15 protein-coding genes are annotated in these 16,288 nt (G+C 51.8%); 6 read left to right on the top strand and 9 right to left on the bottom strand.

The window, feature by feature from the left end:
* Nucleotides 1-169: 169 nt before the first annotated feature.
* The 3 genes from ACFO1S_RS01375 to gyrA form a co-directional block, all read right to left on the bottom strand.
* Complete coding sequence (locus tag ACFO1S_RS01375; protein WP_204605672.1) at nt 170-892, bottom strand: MgtC/SapB family protein; 723 nt, start codon at nt 890-892, stop codon at nt 170-172.
* 211 nt (nt 893-1,103) lie between these two features.
* Entirely contained in the window at nt 1,104-2,180 is a 1,077-nt protein-coding gene (locus ACFO1S_RS01370; RefSeq protein ID WP_204605673.1) for an HD-GYP domain-containing protein, read from the bottom strand.
* Between the two features lie 40 nt (nt 2,181-2,220).
* Nucleotides 2,221-4,695 (bottom strand): DNA gyrase subunit A, encoded by a 2,475-nt coding sequence (gene gyrA, locus ACFO1S_RS01365; protein ID WP_204605674.1) that lies wholly within the window; start codon nt 4,693-4,695, stop codon nt 2,221-2,223.
* A 143-nt stretch (nt 4,696-4,838) separates the two neighbouring features.
* On the opposite strand from gyrA, the gene ACFO1S_RS01360 reads away from it, so the two are divergent.
* Nucleotides 4,839-5,612 (top strand): YheC/YheD family protein, encoded by a 774-nt coding sequence (locus ACFO1S_RS01360; RefSeq protein WP_204605675.1) that lies wholly within the window; start codon nt 4,839-4,841, stop codon nt 5,610-5,612.
* Between the two features lie 53 nt (nt 5,613-5,665).
* Here ACFO1S_RS01360 and gyrB read toward each other — a convergent pair whose 3' ends face one another.
* The 6 genes from gyrB to dnaA form a co-directional block, all read right to left on the bottom strand.
* Nucleotides 5,666-7,579, bottom strand: a complete 1,914-nt coding sequence (gene gyrB / locus ACFO1S_RS01355) for a DNA topoisomerase (ATP-hydrolyzing) subunit B (RefSeq protein WP_204605676.1) — start codon at nt 7,577-7,579, stop codon at nt 5,666-5,668.
* A gap of 131 nt (nt 7,580-7,710) precedes the next feature.
* On the bottom strand, nt 7,711-7,956 hold the full coding sequence (gene remB, locus ACFO1S_RS01350) for an extracellular matrix regulator RemB (protein WP_204605677.1): 246 nt from the start codon (nt 7,954-7,956) through the stop codon (nt 7,711-7,713).
* Nucleotides 7,957-7,971: 15 nt separating this feature from the next.
* Nucleotides 7,972-9,090, bottom strand: coding sequence for a DNA replication/repair protein RecF (gene recF / locus ACFO1S_RS01345; protein WP_204605678.1), 1,119 nt, complete (start codon nt 9,088-9,090; stop codon nt 7,972-7,974).
* A 44-nt stretch (nt 9,091-9,134) separates the two neighbouring features.
* The gene (gene yaaA / locus ACFO1S_RS01340; protein WP_204605679.1) at nt 9,135-9,350 is read right to left on the bottom strand and encodes a S4 domain-containing protein YaaA; all 216 of its coding nucleotides are present in this window, start codon (nt 9,348-9,350) and stop codon (nt 9,135-9,137) included.
* 10 nt (nt 9,351-9,360) lie between these two features.
* Entirely contained in the window at nt 9,361-10,500 is a 1,140-nt protein-coding gene (gene dnaN / locus ACFO1S_RS01335; RefSeq protein WP_204605680.1) for a DNA polymerase III subunit beta, read from the bottom strand.
* Between the two features lie 263 nt (nt 10,501-10,763).
* Complete coding sequence (dnaA, locus tag ACFO1S_RS01330) at nt 10,764-12,116, bottom strand: chromosomal replication initiator protein DnaA (protein WP_204605681.1); 1,353 nt, start codon at nt 12,114-12,116, stop codon at nt 10,764-10,766.
* 471 nt (nt 12,117-12,587) lie between these two features.
* Between dnaA and rpmH the strand changes: the two genes are divergently transcribed.
* From rpmH to mnmE, 5 genes are all read left to right on the top strand, one after another.
* A complete protein-coding gene (gene rpmH, locus ACFO1S_RS01325) occupies nt 12,588-12,722 on the top strand; it encodes a 50S ribosomal protein L34 (RefSeq protein WP_027086758.1) in 135 nt (44 codons plus the stop codon).
* Between the two features lie 81 nt (nt 12,723-12,803).
* The gene (gene rnpA, locus ACFO1S_RS01320) at nt 12,804-13,217 is read left to right on the top strand and encodes a ribonuclease P protein component (protein WP_204605682.1); all 414 of its coding nucleotides are present in this window, start codon (nt 12,804-12,806) and stop codon (nt 13,215-13,217) included.
* Between the two features lie 167 nt (nt 13,218-13,384).
* Nucleotides 13,385-14,206, top strand: a complete 822-nt coding sequence (locus ACFO1S_RS01315; RefSeq protein WP_378126075.1) for a YidC/Oxa1 family membrane protein insertase — start codon at nt 13,385-13,387, stop codon at nt 14,204-14,206.
* Nucleotides 14,203-14,823 carry an RNA-binding cell elongation regulator Jag/EloR gene (jag, locus tag ACFO1S_RS01310; protein ID WP_204605683.1) on the top strand — a complete coding sequence of 207 codons (621 nt, stop codon included), beginning with the start codon at nt 14,203-14,205 and terminating at the stop codon, nt 14,821-14,823. Before ACFO1S_RS01315 ends, jag begins: the two co-directional genes overlap by 4 nt.
* Before the next feature lie 77 nt (nt 14,824-14,900).
* Nucleotides 14,901-16,277 carry a tRNA uridine-5-carboxymethylaminomethyl(34) synthesis GTPase MnmE gene (mnmE, locus tag ACFO1S_RS01305; RefSeq protein ID WP_204605684.1) on the top strand — a complete coding sequence of 459 codons (1,377 nt, stop codon included), beginning with the start codon at nt 14,901-14,903 and terminating at the stop codon, nt 16,275-16,277.
* Nucleotides 16,278-16,288 lie beyond the last annotated feature (11 nt).

Raw genomic sequence — 16,288 nt, 5'->3', positions numbered from 1 at the left:
CGTTTTTGTTTCTTACGCTCAATGTTCAGTTTTCAAAGAACCATTCGGTGTTTCTTCTTGCGTCCGCCGCGCTAACGGCGACTTTTATAATATATCACAGGGAAACGACCCATGCAAGTCTTTTTTTAATCTTTTCTTTCTACTTCTATAACTAACGAGAAACCCGGCCTCAGGCCGGGTTGGATACGAGCTGTCGAAAGCTCAGAATATAAGGATGCGTTGCCAATTGATCGACAAGCTTCACTAGCATATCGCCGTCCTTTATTTTCAGCTTAAAGTGAACGTTCACTCTGTTGTCGCTCTTCTCCGACTCGGACGATTCCTTCTTGTCTACGTTCATCTCTACCACGACAACGCCGTTAGTCTCCATTAATCGCACAATCTCGCCTAGATGCCCTGATTGACAGCATACGTTCATCTCAAGCTTCTGCCTGCGCTTCACGCTGAAAAAACGCTTTTCCCACCGATTCAACAAAAACAAGCTGAACAGCACGACGAAAGTCGTCAGCAACGACACGAAGTAAAAGCCCGCTCCTACACAAAGCCCGATAGCCGCCACGACCCACAGGGAGGCCGCCGTCGTTAAGCCCGAAATCGTAAATCCGTTGCGCATGATCGCTCCCGCTCCAAGAAAGCCGATCCCGCTAATGACTTGTGCCGCCAAGCGGGCAGGGTCCATGCGAACGTTGGCTTCATCGGCGAATTCCGAGAAGCCGTAGATGGAGAGAAGCATAATTGATGTCGCGCCCACGCACACTAGAATGTGCGTTCTGAAGCCCGCCGCGCGATTGCTCCATTCCCGTTCCAAGCCGACAAGCCCGCCAGCCGCGACCGAGAGAACAATGCGAATGGCCAGCTCCCAATAGGAAATTGCCCATACGCCCTCACCCACGGCCTGTCGCTGAATGTTTTCCTTTGCTGGTCCTGACGAAATTGTCGATTCCCACGTAAGTCTCCAAACCGGCTTCCCCCTCTCGAGAAAACAAAAAACACCGAATCATGCCTGCGCATTCCATCGAAAGCACAAAACCGATTACGGCGTTATCTCTATGTCTATCCGTTCTTTCTGTGATCATTCTTATGACAAAGCTGGCTTGATCGTTTTATTTCGTGGAAAACACTTCGCAAATGTAGTATTGACGGTTTAATCCCAAATTCACGATCTCGCCGTTCACAGATATCATAGGTCGCGTCGGATGGTTGCGATCGGTAAAGACGATTTCCCCGATACGGCCGTCATTCAGCTTGATGAACACGCCGTTATGGAACTGCGTCGTTCTCTCAATGAAGGTTTGCACATAAAACGGATCGAGCTTGCCGAAGGAGCCGGCATGAAGCTCTTCAAGCACCAGATAAGGAGACTCCGCTTTGCGGTAGTTTCGATTGGAGGTCATCGCGTGATACACATCGGCGATCGCAACGATTTTGGCATAGGGGTGGATCTTCTCCCCTTTGACCTTCATCGGATATCCGCTGCCGTCAATCCGTTCATGGTGTTGAAGGGCAGTCAGCCAAACTCCCTGATTCAGGGAAGCAATTCCCTCCAGCAGCTTGAATCCGTAGACGCTGTGCTGTCTCATTTCCTGAAATTCTTCCGATGTCAGTCTTGTCGACTTGTTAAAGATACTCGGATCGACCTTAACGTTGCCGATATCGTGAAGCAAGCCGGCCATGGCAATCGGAAGCCAATCCTTCTCCGGGAACTTGTTCCACTTCGCGAGCTGATAGGAAGTCATCGCGCATAGCACGCTATTGCGGATAAGCACGTCTACGGCGCCCGCCGCAGGAGGAGGAATGAATGTGAGTACATTATAATCATCCATATGCTCGATTAACGCATTTAAGCCATTACGCAAATCCAGGACAGGAAGCTTCTGCCCGGACGTAATCATGGACTGAATACGCTTGAGCAGCTTTTCCATCTGGAGAAACTCTTGCTGAAGATAGGTGAGCTTAACTTCAGTAGTCGCAGAAGTCTCTTCTGCGGCGGCATCCGCATTCACATCCTCCAAGCCTTCGCGCTCAATATCCGCGCTCGGGATAAGAAAAGCCTGCAAGATTTCCATGTCTCTATCTGACAGTACCCGTCCTTGCTGCAGCAGCACGCTTCCGAGTACAGTCTGAACATCACTGCCTAACCGATCGCCAATCTGTATTTGTGTAATCGGAATATTCGGCATGCCGCATCTCCTCCTCTAGCTTTCAGCGCAAGAAGACAGCTTATTCGCTGTCTTCTTCGCCTTCCACTTCTTCAGAATCGCTGTCCTCGCTCTTCGGCGCCCGTGCAACCGTCGCAACGGAATCCTCGTCGCGGATATTGATCAGCTTAACCCCTTGCGTGATCCGTCCCATTGTATTGATGCCGGACATGCTGGTGCGGATCAACGTTCCGGAAGAAGTCATGATCATCAGATCTTCGTCGTTCTGAACCACTTTCAAGCCGACGATATCCCCGTTCTTGTCCGTCACGTTTAACGTTTTGATTCCTTTGCCGCCGCGCGTCTGAGACCGATATTCCGTCATCGGAGTACGCTTCCCGTAGCCCTTGGCGGTTACGATTAGCACGTCCTGCTCCGGTTGAACAATATCCATATCAATCACCTTGTCGCCGTCGTCCAATTGGATTCCTTTTACGCCGGTCGCGGAGCGCCCCATCGCCCGAACGTCATCCTCGGAGAAGCGGATGGACATGCCCTGGCTTGTTCCCATCACGATCTCCCGACTGCCGTCCGTCAGCTTAACTCCGATCAAGTCATCATCCTCGCGCAAGGAAATCGCGATCAGGCCGACTTTGCGAATATTTGCATAATCGTCGAGAGGCGTTTTCTTGACAATCCCGTTGCGGGTTGCGAAGAAGAGGAACTGGTTAGGCTCGAAGGCCTCTACCGGAATAACCGCATTGATCGTCTCGCCCTGCTCGATCTGAATCAGGTTGATGATCGGCGTTCCTCGAGCCGTCCGGCTTAAATCCGGAATCTCATAGGCCTTCATCCGGAAGACGCGTCCTTTGTTCGTGAAGAATAGCAGGTAGTGGTGGGTATTCGAGATGAACAGATTTTCAATGAAATCGTCATCCTTCGTTCCCATGCCCATAATGCCTCGTCCGCCCCGCTTCTGGCTGCGGTAAGTGGAGACGGGAAGACGTTTGATGTAGCCGGAGTGGGTCATCGTTACGACGACATCGTCGCGAGGAATCAAGTCCTCATCCAATATTTCGTCGTCGCTGACCGTAATCTCGGTGCGGCGCTCATCCCCGAACTTCACCTTAACCTCTTCAAGCTCCTCGTGGATAATGTCGTTTACGAGATTCTCATCCGCGAGAATAGCTTTGTATTCGGCTATTTTCACCTGCAGCTCGGTGTATTCCTGCTCGATCTTCTCGCGCTCCAACCCTGTAAGGCGTTGCAGGCGCATATCCAGAATCGCTTGAGCCTGATCGTTCGAAAGGCCGAAGCGTGTAATCAAGCCTTCGCGAGCCTCATCAGTCGTACGGGAGGAGCGAATCAACGCGATAACCTCGTCCAGGTGATCCAGCGCAATACGCAGACCTTCCAGGATGTGCGCGCGAGCCTCGGCTTTCTTCAGGTCATATTCCGTGCGGCGTCTAATGACTTCAACCTGATGCTTGATATAGTGACTAAGCACTTCCTTGAGGTTAAGCACCTTAGGCTCGTTATTCACCAGCGCCAGCATGTTCACGCCGAAGCTCGTCTGCATCTGGGTTTGCTTATACAGGTTGTTCAGCACGACCGTCGGCGTTACGTCACGTCGAAGCTCAATCACAATACGCATGCCGTTGCGGTCGGATTCGTCGCGAAGATCGGTGATGCCGTCGATCTTCTTCTCTCTTACAAGCTCGGCGATTTTCTCCACGAGTCTGGCCTTGTTGACTTGATAAGGAATCTCGTGAACGAGAATTCTCGCCTTGCCGTTGTTCTCCTCAATCGTCGCCCGTGCGCGCATCGTCACCGAGCCGCGTCCCGTCGCATACGCCTGACGGATGCCGACTCGACCCAGGATAAGGCCGGCCGTCGGAAAATCGGGACCCTTGATGTATTCCATCAGATCGTAAGGAGTCAATTCGGGATCGCGCAGCAATGCTTGAGTTCCCTCAATGACCTCCCGCAGGTTATGAGGAGGAATATTCGTCGCCATACCGACGGCGATTCCTGTATTGCCGTTAACGAGCAGATTCGGATATCTCGCGGGCAAGACGACGGGTTCGTGTTCTTCGCCGTCATAGTTCGGTCTGTAATCGATCGTTTCCTTGTTGATGTCCCGCAGCATTTCCATCGCGATCTTGGAAAGGCGGGCTTCTGTGTAACGCATGGCTGCCGCAAAATCGCCGTCTACTGAACCGAAGTTTCCGTGACCGTCGACCAGCATGTAGCGAAGAGAGAAATCCTGCGCCATCCGAACCATGGCTTCATAGATCGGGGAGTCGCCGTGCGGGTGATACTTACCGATGACCTCTCCCACGATTCTCGCCGACTTCTTGTAGGGCTTGTCCGGGGACATGCCGAGCTCGGACATGGCATACAGAATACGTCTATGAACCGGCTTCAAGCCGTCGCGAACATCCGGCAAAGCCCGGCTGACGATAATGCTCATCGCGTAATCCATGAACGATTCCCGCATCTCGGCCCCAATATCGCGATCTCTGACTTGGGATTGGGAGCGTTGTTCTTCCGACATGAAGATCCTCCTTAACGAATATACAAGCGGATAAGAACGCTCTTGCAATTGCACACCGCAAGGCGTTTTCCGTCATAGATTAGAAAATGTACAATAACTCCATTATACCATATTGACGAAGGGAAAGGTTGGATGAAACCCGCATGTCCATTCAACGCGTCCGCAGCAAACGGGCCAAAACCGATGCTCTTCTTGCCGACCCTACCTTAAGGGAGCATGTGCCGGATACTCGCGCATTCCAGCGTTCTACTGTCGAGCAAATGCTCGATCAATACGAGATGATCTATGTCAAGCCGGTTAACGGAACTTTCGGAAACGGCGTCATTCGAGTAGAGAAGAGCAACGAGGCCTCTCAGCCCTATCTGTTTCAATCCGGCGAAGCCAAATACGCCTTCGTTTCGTTCGATCAGATGTTCCGCAAGCTGCTTGACGTGAAGAAGCCAAAGCCCTATTTAGCCCAACAAGGGATCGATCTGCTGAAATATGCCGGCCGAAGATTCGATCTGCGGATCATGGTTCAGAAGAATCCCAAAGGCCGGTGGGAATCTACGGGAATGATCGGCCGCCTTGCGCATCCGCGAAAAATCGTAACCAATTATCATGCGGGAGGGACTCCGATGTCTGTCCCGACTCTGCTAAAGCGGCATTTGACCACAGAGCAGCGGAAAGCCTGCGAGGCCCGTCTCAGCAAGCTTGGGGTCGAAACCGCGGAAGCCTTGGCCAAGCGATTCCCGAGAATAAAGGAAATCGGAATAGACATCGCCATCGATCTGCGGATAAAGCCGTGGATTCTGGAGGTCAATACCTTGCCCGATCCTTTTCTGTTCAAGAAGCTGCCCGACCGGTCCGTGTTCCGCAGAATCTATTCCTATGCGGTTGCTTACGGCCGGTTCAGAGTCCGCAAACGCAAAGCGTAATCCGCAGGGGGTATCTCCGCAACTAGAGATACCCCCTGCTTATGATTCCGATCTTATACGTCCAGGTTCTTAACGAACTTCGCATATTGTTGGATGAAATCCCTGCGGGGCTCTACATTGTCGCCCATCAAGGTATCGAACATGAGGTCCGCTTGCATCGCGTCCTCTATGCGGACCTGCAGCATCGAGCGGCTGTCCGGATCCATCGTCGTCTCCCATAGCTGGGTTCCGTTCATTTCTCCCAAGCCCTTATAGCGTTGAATGTTCAGCTTGGCGCCTTCGCCGAATTCGGAGATGATCGCATCCCGCTCTTTCTCGGTCATCGCATAGCGTACAGTCTTGTTGCGCTCAATCTTGAACAAAGGCGGCTGAGCGATATAGACGTAGCCTTCTTCGATCAGCTTGCGCATGTAGCGATAGAAGAACGTAAGAATCAAAGTGCGGATATGCGCTCCGTCAACGTCGGCATCGGTCATGATGATGATCTTGTGGTACCGGGCCTTCGTAATGTCAAAGTCCTCGCTAATTCCCGTTCCCAAAGCGGTAATCATCGCCCGAATCTCTAGGTTGGACAAAATCTTGTCCAACCGCGCCTTCTCTACGTTAAGGATTTTCCCCCTTAGCGGCAGGATGGCTTGGAAATGGCGATCGCGTCCCAGCTTGGCCGATCCGCCCGCAGAGTCGCCTTCCACGATATAGAGCTCGCTGATCGAAGCGTCCTTGGAGGAACAATCGGCCAGCTTCCCCGGCAGGGAGCTGACTTCCAGCGCGCTCTTGCGACGAGTCAGCTCGCGGGCCTTGCGCGCGGCTTCCCTTGCTCTTGCGGCTTGAAGCCCCTTATCTAGAACCTTGCGAGCCACGGCCGGATTCTCGTCCATAAACTCAAGCAGCTTTTCGCTGAACAACGATTCCACGATTCCGCGAACTTCGCTGTTGCCGAGCTTCGTCTTGGTTTGGCCTTCGAATTGCGGCTCGGGGATCTTAACGGAAATAATCGCCGTCAAGCCCTCGCGCACGTCATCCCCGGACAAGTTCGATTCGCTCTCCTTAACCAGGCCGTTCTTGCGGGCATAATCGTTAATGATCCGCGTAAGGGCGCTCTTGAATCCGGATTCGTGGGTTCCGCCCTCATGAGTATTGATATTGTTGGCGAAGGAGTACAAATTCTCGGAATAGCCGTCATTATACTGCATCGCGATCTCGCAATGGATATGATCTCTGGAGCCTTCGACATAGATAGGGTTCTCGTGCAACGGCTCGCGGGTCCGATTCAAATATTGGACAAATTCCACGATCCCGCCGTCGTATTTGAACGAATCGCTCATTCCCGTCCGTTCGTCCTTGAGATTGATTTCAATCCCTTTGTTCAGGAACGCAAGCTCGCGTATGCGTCCGACGAGCACGTCGTATTCGTAAATAGTCGTTTCCGTGAAAATCTCCGGATCCGGCTTGAACCGCGTGTGGGTTCCCGTCTCTTCGGTGTCGCCGATGATCTTCAGATCGTATTGCGGAATGCCGCGGCGATATTCTTGCTGATGAATATGCCCGTCCCGCTTTACGGTAACGACGACCAGCTCCGACAAGGCGTTTACGACGGATATCCCGACCCCGTGCAAGCCCCCGGATACTTTGTAGCCCTCGCCGCCGAACTTGCCGCCCGCGTGAAGCACCGTCATAACGACCTCAAGCGTCGATTTCTGCAGCTTCGTATTCAATCCGACCGGAATTCCCCGGCCGTTATCGATAACGGTAATGCTGTTGTCTTCTTGTATGATGACATCGATCCGGGTACAATAGCCGGCCAATGCTTCGTCAATACTGTTGTCGACGACTTCCCAGACGAGATGGTGCAGCCCTTTGCCGCTCGTCGAGCCGATGTACATGCCCGGACGTTTGCGTACCGCCTCCAAGCCTTCCAGTACCTGAATCTGGCTCTCATCGTAATTATTCTGCTGATTAACGGACAAACCTTCCACCGCCTTCTTTACGTAGCAACTGCTGAATCACGACCAAGGGGGCGCCTTTGCCGCAGGTCTCGGGCCTGCTTCGCCCCTATAAACAGGTACAGCCTTCCTGAGGAAGGCGTTCACCTTGTAGGTTACCCTTCCAGATGACGCGTCCGCTTCTTGAGCGTGGACGTAGAGATTGGAGAGTAATAGACCTTATGCTCCGTGACGACGATCGATTTCGGATCTTCCTCGCCGATCGTTTCGACTTCCTTGTTCTTCTGCGCATGTAAGACGAATTGACGCGACAGCTTCGATGATTGCTCGATCGAAATATCGAAGATCGCGACAAGCTGCGACGTTCGAATGATTTTTTCCCCGCCCAGATGGATGTACACGGAGTTCCTCCTTAACTAGCGCAGCAATCGCCCGTCTCTCACGTGAAAAATGGAAGCATCCTTCAAACGATTCATGTTCACGCTCTCCAAGCCTGTCGTGGTGATAAAGGTTTGAACGCGGCTCTGAAACGTCTCAATGAGCTGTGTCTGACGGGTCTGGTCCAGCTCCGACAGTACGTCATCGAGCAATAAGAGCGGATATTCCCCGATTTCTTCGTGCATGAGCTCCAATTCCGCGAGCTTCAGCGACAACGCCGCCGTGCGCTGCTGGCCTTGGGAGCCGAAGGATTGAACGTCCTTGCCGTTAATGGCGAAGGATAGATCGTCCCGATGCGGGCCGGTCAATGTCGTGCCTCGCCTGAATTCCTGTTCCTTGCCCTGTGTTAACTTTATCATAAATTGCCCGAATAAAGAAGAAAGTTCTTGGTTATCCATCCCAGCCGCCGTCCCGAATGACGGTTTGTACTCTACTGTGAAATGCTCGTTGCCGCCGGTAATACCGGCATGAATCTTCTCCGCCCATTTCTGTAGCTGTATAATAAAGTTTTTCCTTTTTTTCATCATTTTAACACCGGTCGTCGCCAACTGCTCGTTCCATACTTCAAGCATATGAGGGGAGGCCCGATGAATGTCCGTCGACTTCAGATAATTGTTGCGCTGCTGCAAAATTTTCTGATATTGCTGCATGTCGTACAAATACCCGGGATGCACCTGTCCGATCTCCATGTCCATGAATCGACGGCGCACGCTCGGAGCTCCCTTGACGATATCCAGATCCTCCGGCGCGAACAGGACGACGTTGAGCGTGCCGACGAAGCTGCTCAACTTGCGCTGCTCAAGTCCGTTAACCTTGGCCTTCTTGCCCTGTGCGGACAGCTGCAGCTCCAGGCTGACATCTCCAAGCTTGCGGGTCATCCCTGCGCGAATGATCGCCGCCTTCTGATCCCAGCCGATCAGCTCTTTATCCTTGGACGTGCGATGGGACTTGGTTAAGGACAGGACGTGGATCGCCTCAAGCAGGTTCGTCTTCCCTTGGGCATTCGGACCGATGAAAATGTTCACGCCGCCTTCGGTTGCCAGCTTGACGGAATCATAGTTGCGGTAACCTTGAAGCTCCAGCGCGTTCAATTGCATTCGACATTCACTCTCCAACTGGCTCGGGAAATTTCGGCAATTCTTTATCGAGTTCCGATCCTGAACGACCCGAAGCCCTCGACCTCAACGACGTCCTCGACTCTTAGCTTGCGTCCTCTGCGATTATCGGGCTCTCCGTTGACCTTGACCTCTTTTTCCTGCAGGAAAAATTTCACTTCCCCGCCCGTTCCGATGCATTCGGCCAGCTTGAGAAACTGTCCGAGCGTAATGTACTCCGTGGAAATTCCGATCGTTTTCATTCGCTTCGCCTCAATTCGTCGTCCGGTAAGGAAGGATAAGGTGCAAGCTGAGCTCATGATCGTTGGGACGAATGATGATCGGACTCATCGCGCCATTAAAGCCGATAAATAGCTCTTCGCTGTCGATGACTTTCAGCACGTCCAGCATATATTTGGAGTTAAACGCGATTTTGAGCGGCTCCCCGCGCATTTCCGTCAGGCTGAGCTGCTCGGTAACTTTGCCGAGCTCGGAGGAGCTGGAGGAGATTTCGATCCCTCCGTTATCTGTCGTCACGAGCCGAACGATATTCGTCTTCTCCTCGCGGGAAAGCAAATAAGCGCGATCTATCGAATCGCTGAGCAATTTGGTGTTCAGGACGAGTTCTGTTTTGAAGCTTTGCGGAATAATCTTGGAAGTGTCGGGATAAGTCCCGTCCAGCATCCTTGTATAGAAGAGGACGTTGCCGAGCTTGAACAGCACCTGGTTCTCGGCAACGACGATATCCACCATCACATTTTGGTCCGGCACGATTTTCGCCAGCTCGTTCAAGGTTTTACCGGAAATGACAATGTTGGAGAAGCGTACGTCTCCCGCATCGACATTAGATTGCCGGCTAGCCAAGCGATGACGGTCCGTCGCCACGAATTTATACACTCCGTTGCTGAGGTTCCACAATACCCCTGTCAGAATCGGGGTGGATTCGTTCGTCGTTACGGCAAATACGGTTTGTCTGATCATATCTCTGAGGAGATCTCCCGGAATCGATACAACCTGATCTTCAACGATGGAAGGAAGCACGGGGAATTCTTCCGGATCAAGCCCTACGAGCTGGATTTCCGTCGCGCCGGACGTGATGAGCGTCTGGAAGCGTTCTCCCACTTCGATATGAACTTCCTCATGCGGAAGCTTCTTGATGATCTCAACGAAAAACTTGGCTGTCAGCACGACGCTTCCGGGTTTAATGACCGTTGCCACCGTTTTATTGCCGTTCTCCAATGCGATGAAGCTTTGGATCGAAATATCGGTATCGCTGGCCGTCAGCGTAATTCCGTTGTGACTCGCATCCAGCTTGATCCCGCTCAGAATCGGAATCGTCGTTCTCGACGCAACAGCCTTGGAGACGTGCTGAATGGCTTCGTTCAATTCGTTGCGTTGTATCGTGAATTTCATGGGTTCACCTCATTGTTAATTGTAAAGCTGCTTTGCAATTGTTCGATTCAAGGAATCAAGGAATATCTTCCGTATATAGGGGGTCGATTGTTCAGGGAGGAACGACCGTTTTACCTGTATTGTAGCATGTTTAAATATTAAAGTCGTAGTAGGCACCCTGAATATGTGGATAACCGCGAAAAATGGCGAAAACAACGCCTATCCACATGTGGACGCTTTGTGCATAGGCGTTGCTGTCTATTTATGGCGATTTTTATATCGAATCAGGTCAGGTTTTTGATTTTCTCGGTCAGGCTGTTGATAATTTTGTACAGGTCCTGATCCACCTTGAGCAGCTGAGAGATTTTCTCGTGAGCATGGATGACGGTCGTATGATCGCGCCCGCCGAAAGCGTCTCCGATCTTCGGAAGCGAATAGTCGGTCAGCTCGCGGGACAGATACATGGCGATCTGGCGAGGGAAGGCGACCGCCTTCGTTCTTTTGCGCGCCTTGAAATCCTCAAGCTTAAGTCCATAAAAGTCGCCTACGCGCTGCTGAATGTCTTGCATCGTAATCAGGCGGTTGCGTCCCGTAGGCAATATATCTTTCAGCGCCTCGGCTGCGAGGTGGGCGGATATGTCCTGGTTCGTGAGAGAAGAATAAGCGACGATACGGATAAGAGCGCCTTCGAGCTCGCGAATGTTCGAGTCGATCATGTTGGCGATGTACATCATTGCTTCGTTCGGGATATCGAGATTCTCTGCTTTCGCTTTCTTGCGAAGAATCGCAATCCGCGTCTCCAGATCGGGCGGCTGTATGTCCGTTATCAATCCCCATTCGAACCGCGAGCGAAGCCGTTCCTCCAGCGTCGGAATTTCCTTGGGCGGACGGTCGCTGGAAATGACGATCTGCTTGTGCTCCTCGTGAAGCGCATTAAACGTGTGGAAAAACTCCTCTTGCGTTCCTTCCTTGCCGGCGAGGAATTGAATGTCGTCGATGAGCAGGACATCGATGTTGCGATACTTGTTGCGGAAGCTTTCGCCTCGATTGTCGCGGATGGCGTTAATAAATTCGTTGGTGAACTTCTCGGAGGATAAGTACAGCACCTTCATGTGCGGATTATGTTCCAATATATAATGGCCGATGGCGTGCATGAGGTGGGTTTTGCCGAGTCCTACGCCGCCGTACATGAAAAAAGGATTGTAGGATTTGGCGGGCAACTCCGCGACGGCCAGGGACGCGGCGTGAGCAAACCGGTTAGCGGCCCCGATGACGAACGTATCGAACGTGTATTTGGGGTTCAGCATGTGCATCATGGGTTCTTCTTGCGCAGGCTGCTGCATAATTGCAATCTGCGGGGCAGGCTCTGCCGGCTCGAACGCCCGTACTTCTTCTATAGAAAACTTCACGTCAACGGGTCTGCCGATGTAGTCGGATAGAGTCGAAGAAACAAGCTTCATATAACGCGTTTCCAGCCACTCTACGGCAAAGGTTGTCGGCGCGGTTACGACAAAGGCGTTCTCGCTGACAAAGGAAGCCTTCGTCGCTTTAAACCAAGTGTCGAAGCTTGGCTTGCTGAGCTTCGTTTGGATGACCGACAACACCTGCTGCCAGACATCGTTGTTGTGGTTGTCCACGACAATTTCTCTCCTTTAACCCTTCGCAAGGACAAAAAATAAGCGGAAAAACGAAAGCCGAAGCAAATTCGACCAGTTATCCACAATATTCCCTGAATTGATACTAGGTTTATCCACGAATAGGGGGTTTGTTCACAAAGTTATACACAGGGTGTTAGTAAGTCGAGGATAGAATTTCGAAATCCACGGGAAAAGACATGACTAATCATAGCAGACAAACCCGTGTAATTCAATGAATTTCCCCCTGTTATCCACAATTTCAATAACTTGTGGATGAAATCTGTGCACAGCACAAGATATTGTTGATAAAATGTGAGACGCTCCGACAAAGCTCGAGAGGGTTCGTCTTTGCCTCTCTATTTATGCACATGTGCATAAGTGAAATACGGATAATAAGACAATTGATTGACATTCTGGCTCGATCGTGGTTTAATAGATGGACGTGAGTTTTTATGTAAGGGGGTTGAATTCATGGGTCCTACATTTAAGCCGAATGTAAGCAAGCGCAAGAAGGTACACGGATTCCGTAGCCGCATGAGCTCGAAGAACGGTCGTAAAGTTCTTAAAGCTCGTCGCCAAAAAGGTCGCAAAGTATTGACGGCATAGTTAATGAAAGACCACTTGAGGGTGGTCTTTTTTTCTACGGTCATAGAGCAAGCGGATTTCCGAATAGATGGAGCGGTGGTTATGCATAGAAAGCTGCGCCTTCGGAAGAGGGAAGACTTCAATACGGTCTACCGATACGGGAAGTCGTTCGCCAATTCGCAGTTTGTCGTCTATTGGCGCAGACGGGCGAAGAAGGGATCCTTTCGGATGGGCGTATCCGCCAGCAGCAAGCTGGGAGGAGCCGTCGTTCGCAACCGTTTAAGGCGAATGGTGAAGGAGATTGTTCGGCTGAACGCGGGCAAGCTGTTGGAGGATATCGATCTGATTCTGATCGTTCGCAAACCGGCCTTGGCGCTCGCTTACAAGGAGATGGAGGGAAGCATCCTTCATGTTCTGCGCAAGGCGGGGTTGCTGATCGGCTCCAAGCCCAATCCGTCCGGCTCGAGACCGGCTTCGGGGCGGGGCAATCGTCCGGCTCAGCGGAAAGATAAATGAGGAACAGGAAAGCGGGGGTTGCAAGCAAGCCTCGGCTTTTCTTTGTCTTCTTTAATATGGTATAGTGGAACTGAATAGTTGAAGCTGTGGACTGGCTGTAATCGGATTCAAACAAGAAGTTCAACTTACGGCATGCCGGGCGATTAAGAGGGGAGTTTTTAGTTTTGTTGCGAAATCGCAAATGGTGGATCGTTCTCGGCGGTATTTCGCTGATGGCGCTGCTCGCTGGTTGTACGCCGGCGACTGAGGCAATACCTACTTCACAAATGGCGGACAGCGGTTCCTGGTGGACTCGAAACGTCGTTTACTGGTTCTCGCTCATGTTGGACAAGTTTGCGGAATGGTTCGGCGGCGAATATGGTTTGTCCATTTTATTGCTTACCATTATTGTAAGGACGATCATCCTTCCTCTAATGATAAAACAATACAAGAATACGAAAGCCATGCAAGCCCTTCAACCGGAAATGAAAAAAATCCGCGAGAAGTTCAAGGATGATCCGAAGAAGCAGCAAGAAGAAATGATGAGGCTGTATCAAACCAATCAAGTCAACCCGCTCGCCGGCTGCTTGCCGTTGATTGTGCAGATGCCGATCTTCATCGCCCTGTATAACTCGATCTACAAGAACGTCGAGATCCGGGATCATTCCTTCCTGGGGCTGCAGCTCGGAACGGCGCCGTCGGATGGACAATGGTACTACTATGTCATTCCGATCGTGGCTGCATTGACGACTTTCATTCAATCGATGATGATGGCCCAGCAGCAGACGATGGTCGGTCCGATGAAGGGGCTCATGTACATCTTCCCGGTAATGATCTTCGTCATGGCGATCAACTTCCCGGTTGCGTTGCCGCTGTACTGGATCTACAGCAACATTTACACGATCGTTCAGAATTACTTTATGTACGGAAAGTCTAAGAAAAAGGAAGAAGAAGAAGCTCCTCAACCAAAACCAAAAAAGGGTAAAGGTAAGGAGGCACGCGCAAAATGAAAAAGCTCCTGGCATCGGGGAAAACGATAGAAGATGCGGTTCGCAGCGGCCTGGCCCAACTGGGCGTTAAGGAAGATCGCGTGAACGTCAAGGTATTGGAGCAGCCGAGCAAAGGACTGTTCGGGCTCATTGGAGCCAAAGAGGCGAAGGTGGAGCTGGAGTTGCTGCCGGATGGCGTGGAGGAAGCGATACAATTTCTTCGCGACGTAGCGGGAGCAATGGAGCTCAGCGTTTCTGTTGAACGAATGGACGAGAATGATGCAATACGGATTAACGTAACGGGTTCGGACCTGGGCATTCTAATCGGTCGACGTGGGCAGACATTGGATTCTCTTCAATATTTGACGAACATTGTGGCTAATCGCCACTCGGACCATCATCTTCGTATCGTGCTCGATGCCGAGCAATTTCGTGAGCGCCGCCGCCAGACGTTGGAGGCATTGTCCGAACGAATGGCTATGAAGGCTATCAGGACGCGCAAGGAAATCGTGCTTGAGCCGATGACTGCGCAAGAAAGAAAAATCATACACGCGCGATTGCAGACGAATCCCAACATCAAGACCTACAGCCAAGGGGATGAGCCGAATCGTCGTATCGTGATCGCACCAAAGCAATAAAATGATCCGCGCAATGGCTTCCGCAACGTTGGGGGGTCATTGCGCTTTTTGGTACCCCGCGGGAAAGAGGGATAAGCATGAACGAGGATACGATCGCGGCGATTGCCACGGCGCTCGGGGAAGGCAGTATCGCTGTCGTAAGAGTGAGCGGACCGGATTCGATCGAGGCCGTTGCCAAGTTATTCAAATCGAAGCAGGATTTGCGCGAGGCCGAGACCCATACCGTCCAGTATGGGCGGATCGTAGATCCGCTATCCGGACATATATTAGATGAAGTGTTAGTTACGGTGATGAAAGGGCCGAGATCGTTTACGGCTGAGGATGTTGTGGAGATTAGTACGCATGGAGGCATTGTGGCGGTCAAATCCGTATTGGAGCTCGTGCTGAGAGAAGGCGTTCGGCTGGCGGAGCCCGGCGAGTTCACCAAGCGGGCCTTCCTGAATGGCAGAATCGATCTGGCTCAAGCGGAAGCGGTCATTGACCTGATTCGTTCGAAATCGGATCGGGCCTTCCAGGTGGCAAGAAGACAGGCGGAAGGCTCGGTGTCGAAAAGAATCATCCCGCTGAGGCAGCAGCTAATCGAGCTGATTGCTCATGTGGAGGTCAATATCGATTATCCCGAGCACGATGTCGAGGATGTCACTTCTGAGCTGATTCGAGCTCAGTGCGGCGAGGTTCTTGCCCAAGTAACCGACCTCTTGCACAAATCGAATGAAGGGAAGATACTGAGGGAAGGGATTGTGACGGCGATCGTCGGTCGCCCGAATGCCGGAAAATCCTCCCTGCTTAATGCGCTGGCCCGCGAAAATAAAGCGATCGTAACGGATATTCCGGGCACAACGAGGGATATCGTGGAAGAATCCGTCTCCTTGTCGGGAATTCCTCTGCGGCTTCTCGATACAGCGGGAATTCGGGAGACGACTGATCGGGTAGAGCAGATCGGGGTGGAGAGATCCCACGGCGCATTAAACGATGCCGATCTGATCCTGCTTGTGCTTAATCGTCATGATGCCTTGCATGAGGATGAGAGGAAGCTGCTGCAGCAATTAAAGGATCGTTCGACCATTGTTGTCGTAAACAAGATCGACCTTCCGGCTCAGTTGGTCATGGACGAGATCGAACGCGATTATGCACAGGATCGCATCGTCTACTTGTCAGCCAAGGAAGGCGAGGGCATCGAGCAATTGGAGAAGGCCGTGTCGAATCTGTTTTTCAGCGGTACGGTGGAATCCGGGGATATTACCTATGTGAGCAATGCCCGGCATATCGCCTTGCTGCATCAAACCCGGCAATCGCTGGAGGATGCCATTGAAGCGACTTATGTGGGAGTTCCGATCGATCTCATTCAGATCGATATTACTTCTTCATGGGAGACGCTGGGGCAAATCCTAGGGGATGCGGCCGGAGATTCGCTGCTGGATCAAATATTCTCCCAATTTTGTTTGGGGAAATGACATAAGCTAAG

Source organism: Cohnella boryungensis (assembly GCF_042651945.1).
GTDB lineage: Bacteria > Bacillota > Bacilli > Paenibacillales > Paenibacillaceae > Cohnella > Cohnella boryungensis.
This window is presented reverse-complemented; position numbering and strand designations above follow the sequence as displayed.

What these genes read in the sequence shown, in the direction of transcription:
- ACFO1S_RS01370 (WP_204605673.1), bottom strand. Translation starts at nt 2,180, where the DNA reads ATGCCGAATATTCCGATTACACAAATACAGATTGGCGATCGGTTAGGC.
- gyrA (WP_204605674.1), bottom strand. Translation starts at nt 4,695, where the DNA reads ATGTCGGAAGAACAACGCTCCCAATCCCAAGTCAGAGATCGCGATATT.
- ACFO1S_RS01360 (WP_204605675.1), top strand. Translation starts at nt 4,839, where the DNA reads ATGTCCATTCAACGCGTCCGCAGCAAACGGGCCAAAACCGATGCTCTT.
- recF (WP_204605678.1), bottom strand. Translation starts at nt 9,090, where the DNA reads ATGCAATTGAACGCGCTGGAGCTTCAAGGTTACCGCAACTATGATTCC.
- yaaA (WP_204605679.1), bottom strand. Translation starts at nt 9,350, where the DNA reads ATGAAAACGATCGGAATTTCCACGGAGTACATTACGCTCGGACAGTTT.
- dnaN (WP_204605680.1), bottom strand. Translation starts at nt 10,500, where the DNA reads ATGAAATTCACGATACAACGCAACGAATTGAACGAAGCCATTCAGCAC.
- rpmH (WP_027086758.1), top strand. Translation starts at nt 12,588, where the DNA reads ATGGGTCCTACATTTAAGCCGAATGTAAGCAAGCGCAAGAAGGTACAC.
- rnpA (WP_204605682.1), top strand. Translation starts at nt 12,804, where the DNA reads ATGCATAGAAAGCTGCGCCTTCGGAAGAGGGAAGACTTCAATACGGTC.
- jag (WP_204605683.1), top strand. Translation starts at nt 14,203, where the DNA reads ATGAAAAAGCTCCTGGCATCGGGGAAAACGATAGAAGATGCGGTTCGC.
- mnmE (WP_204605684.1), top strand. Translation starts at nt 14,901, where the DNA reads ATGAACGAGGATACGATCGCGGCGATTGCCACGGCGCTCGGGGAAGGC.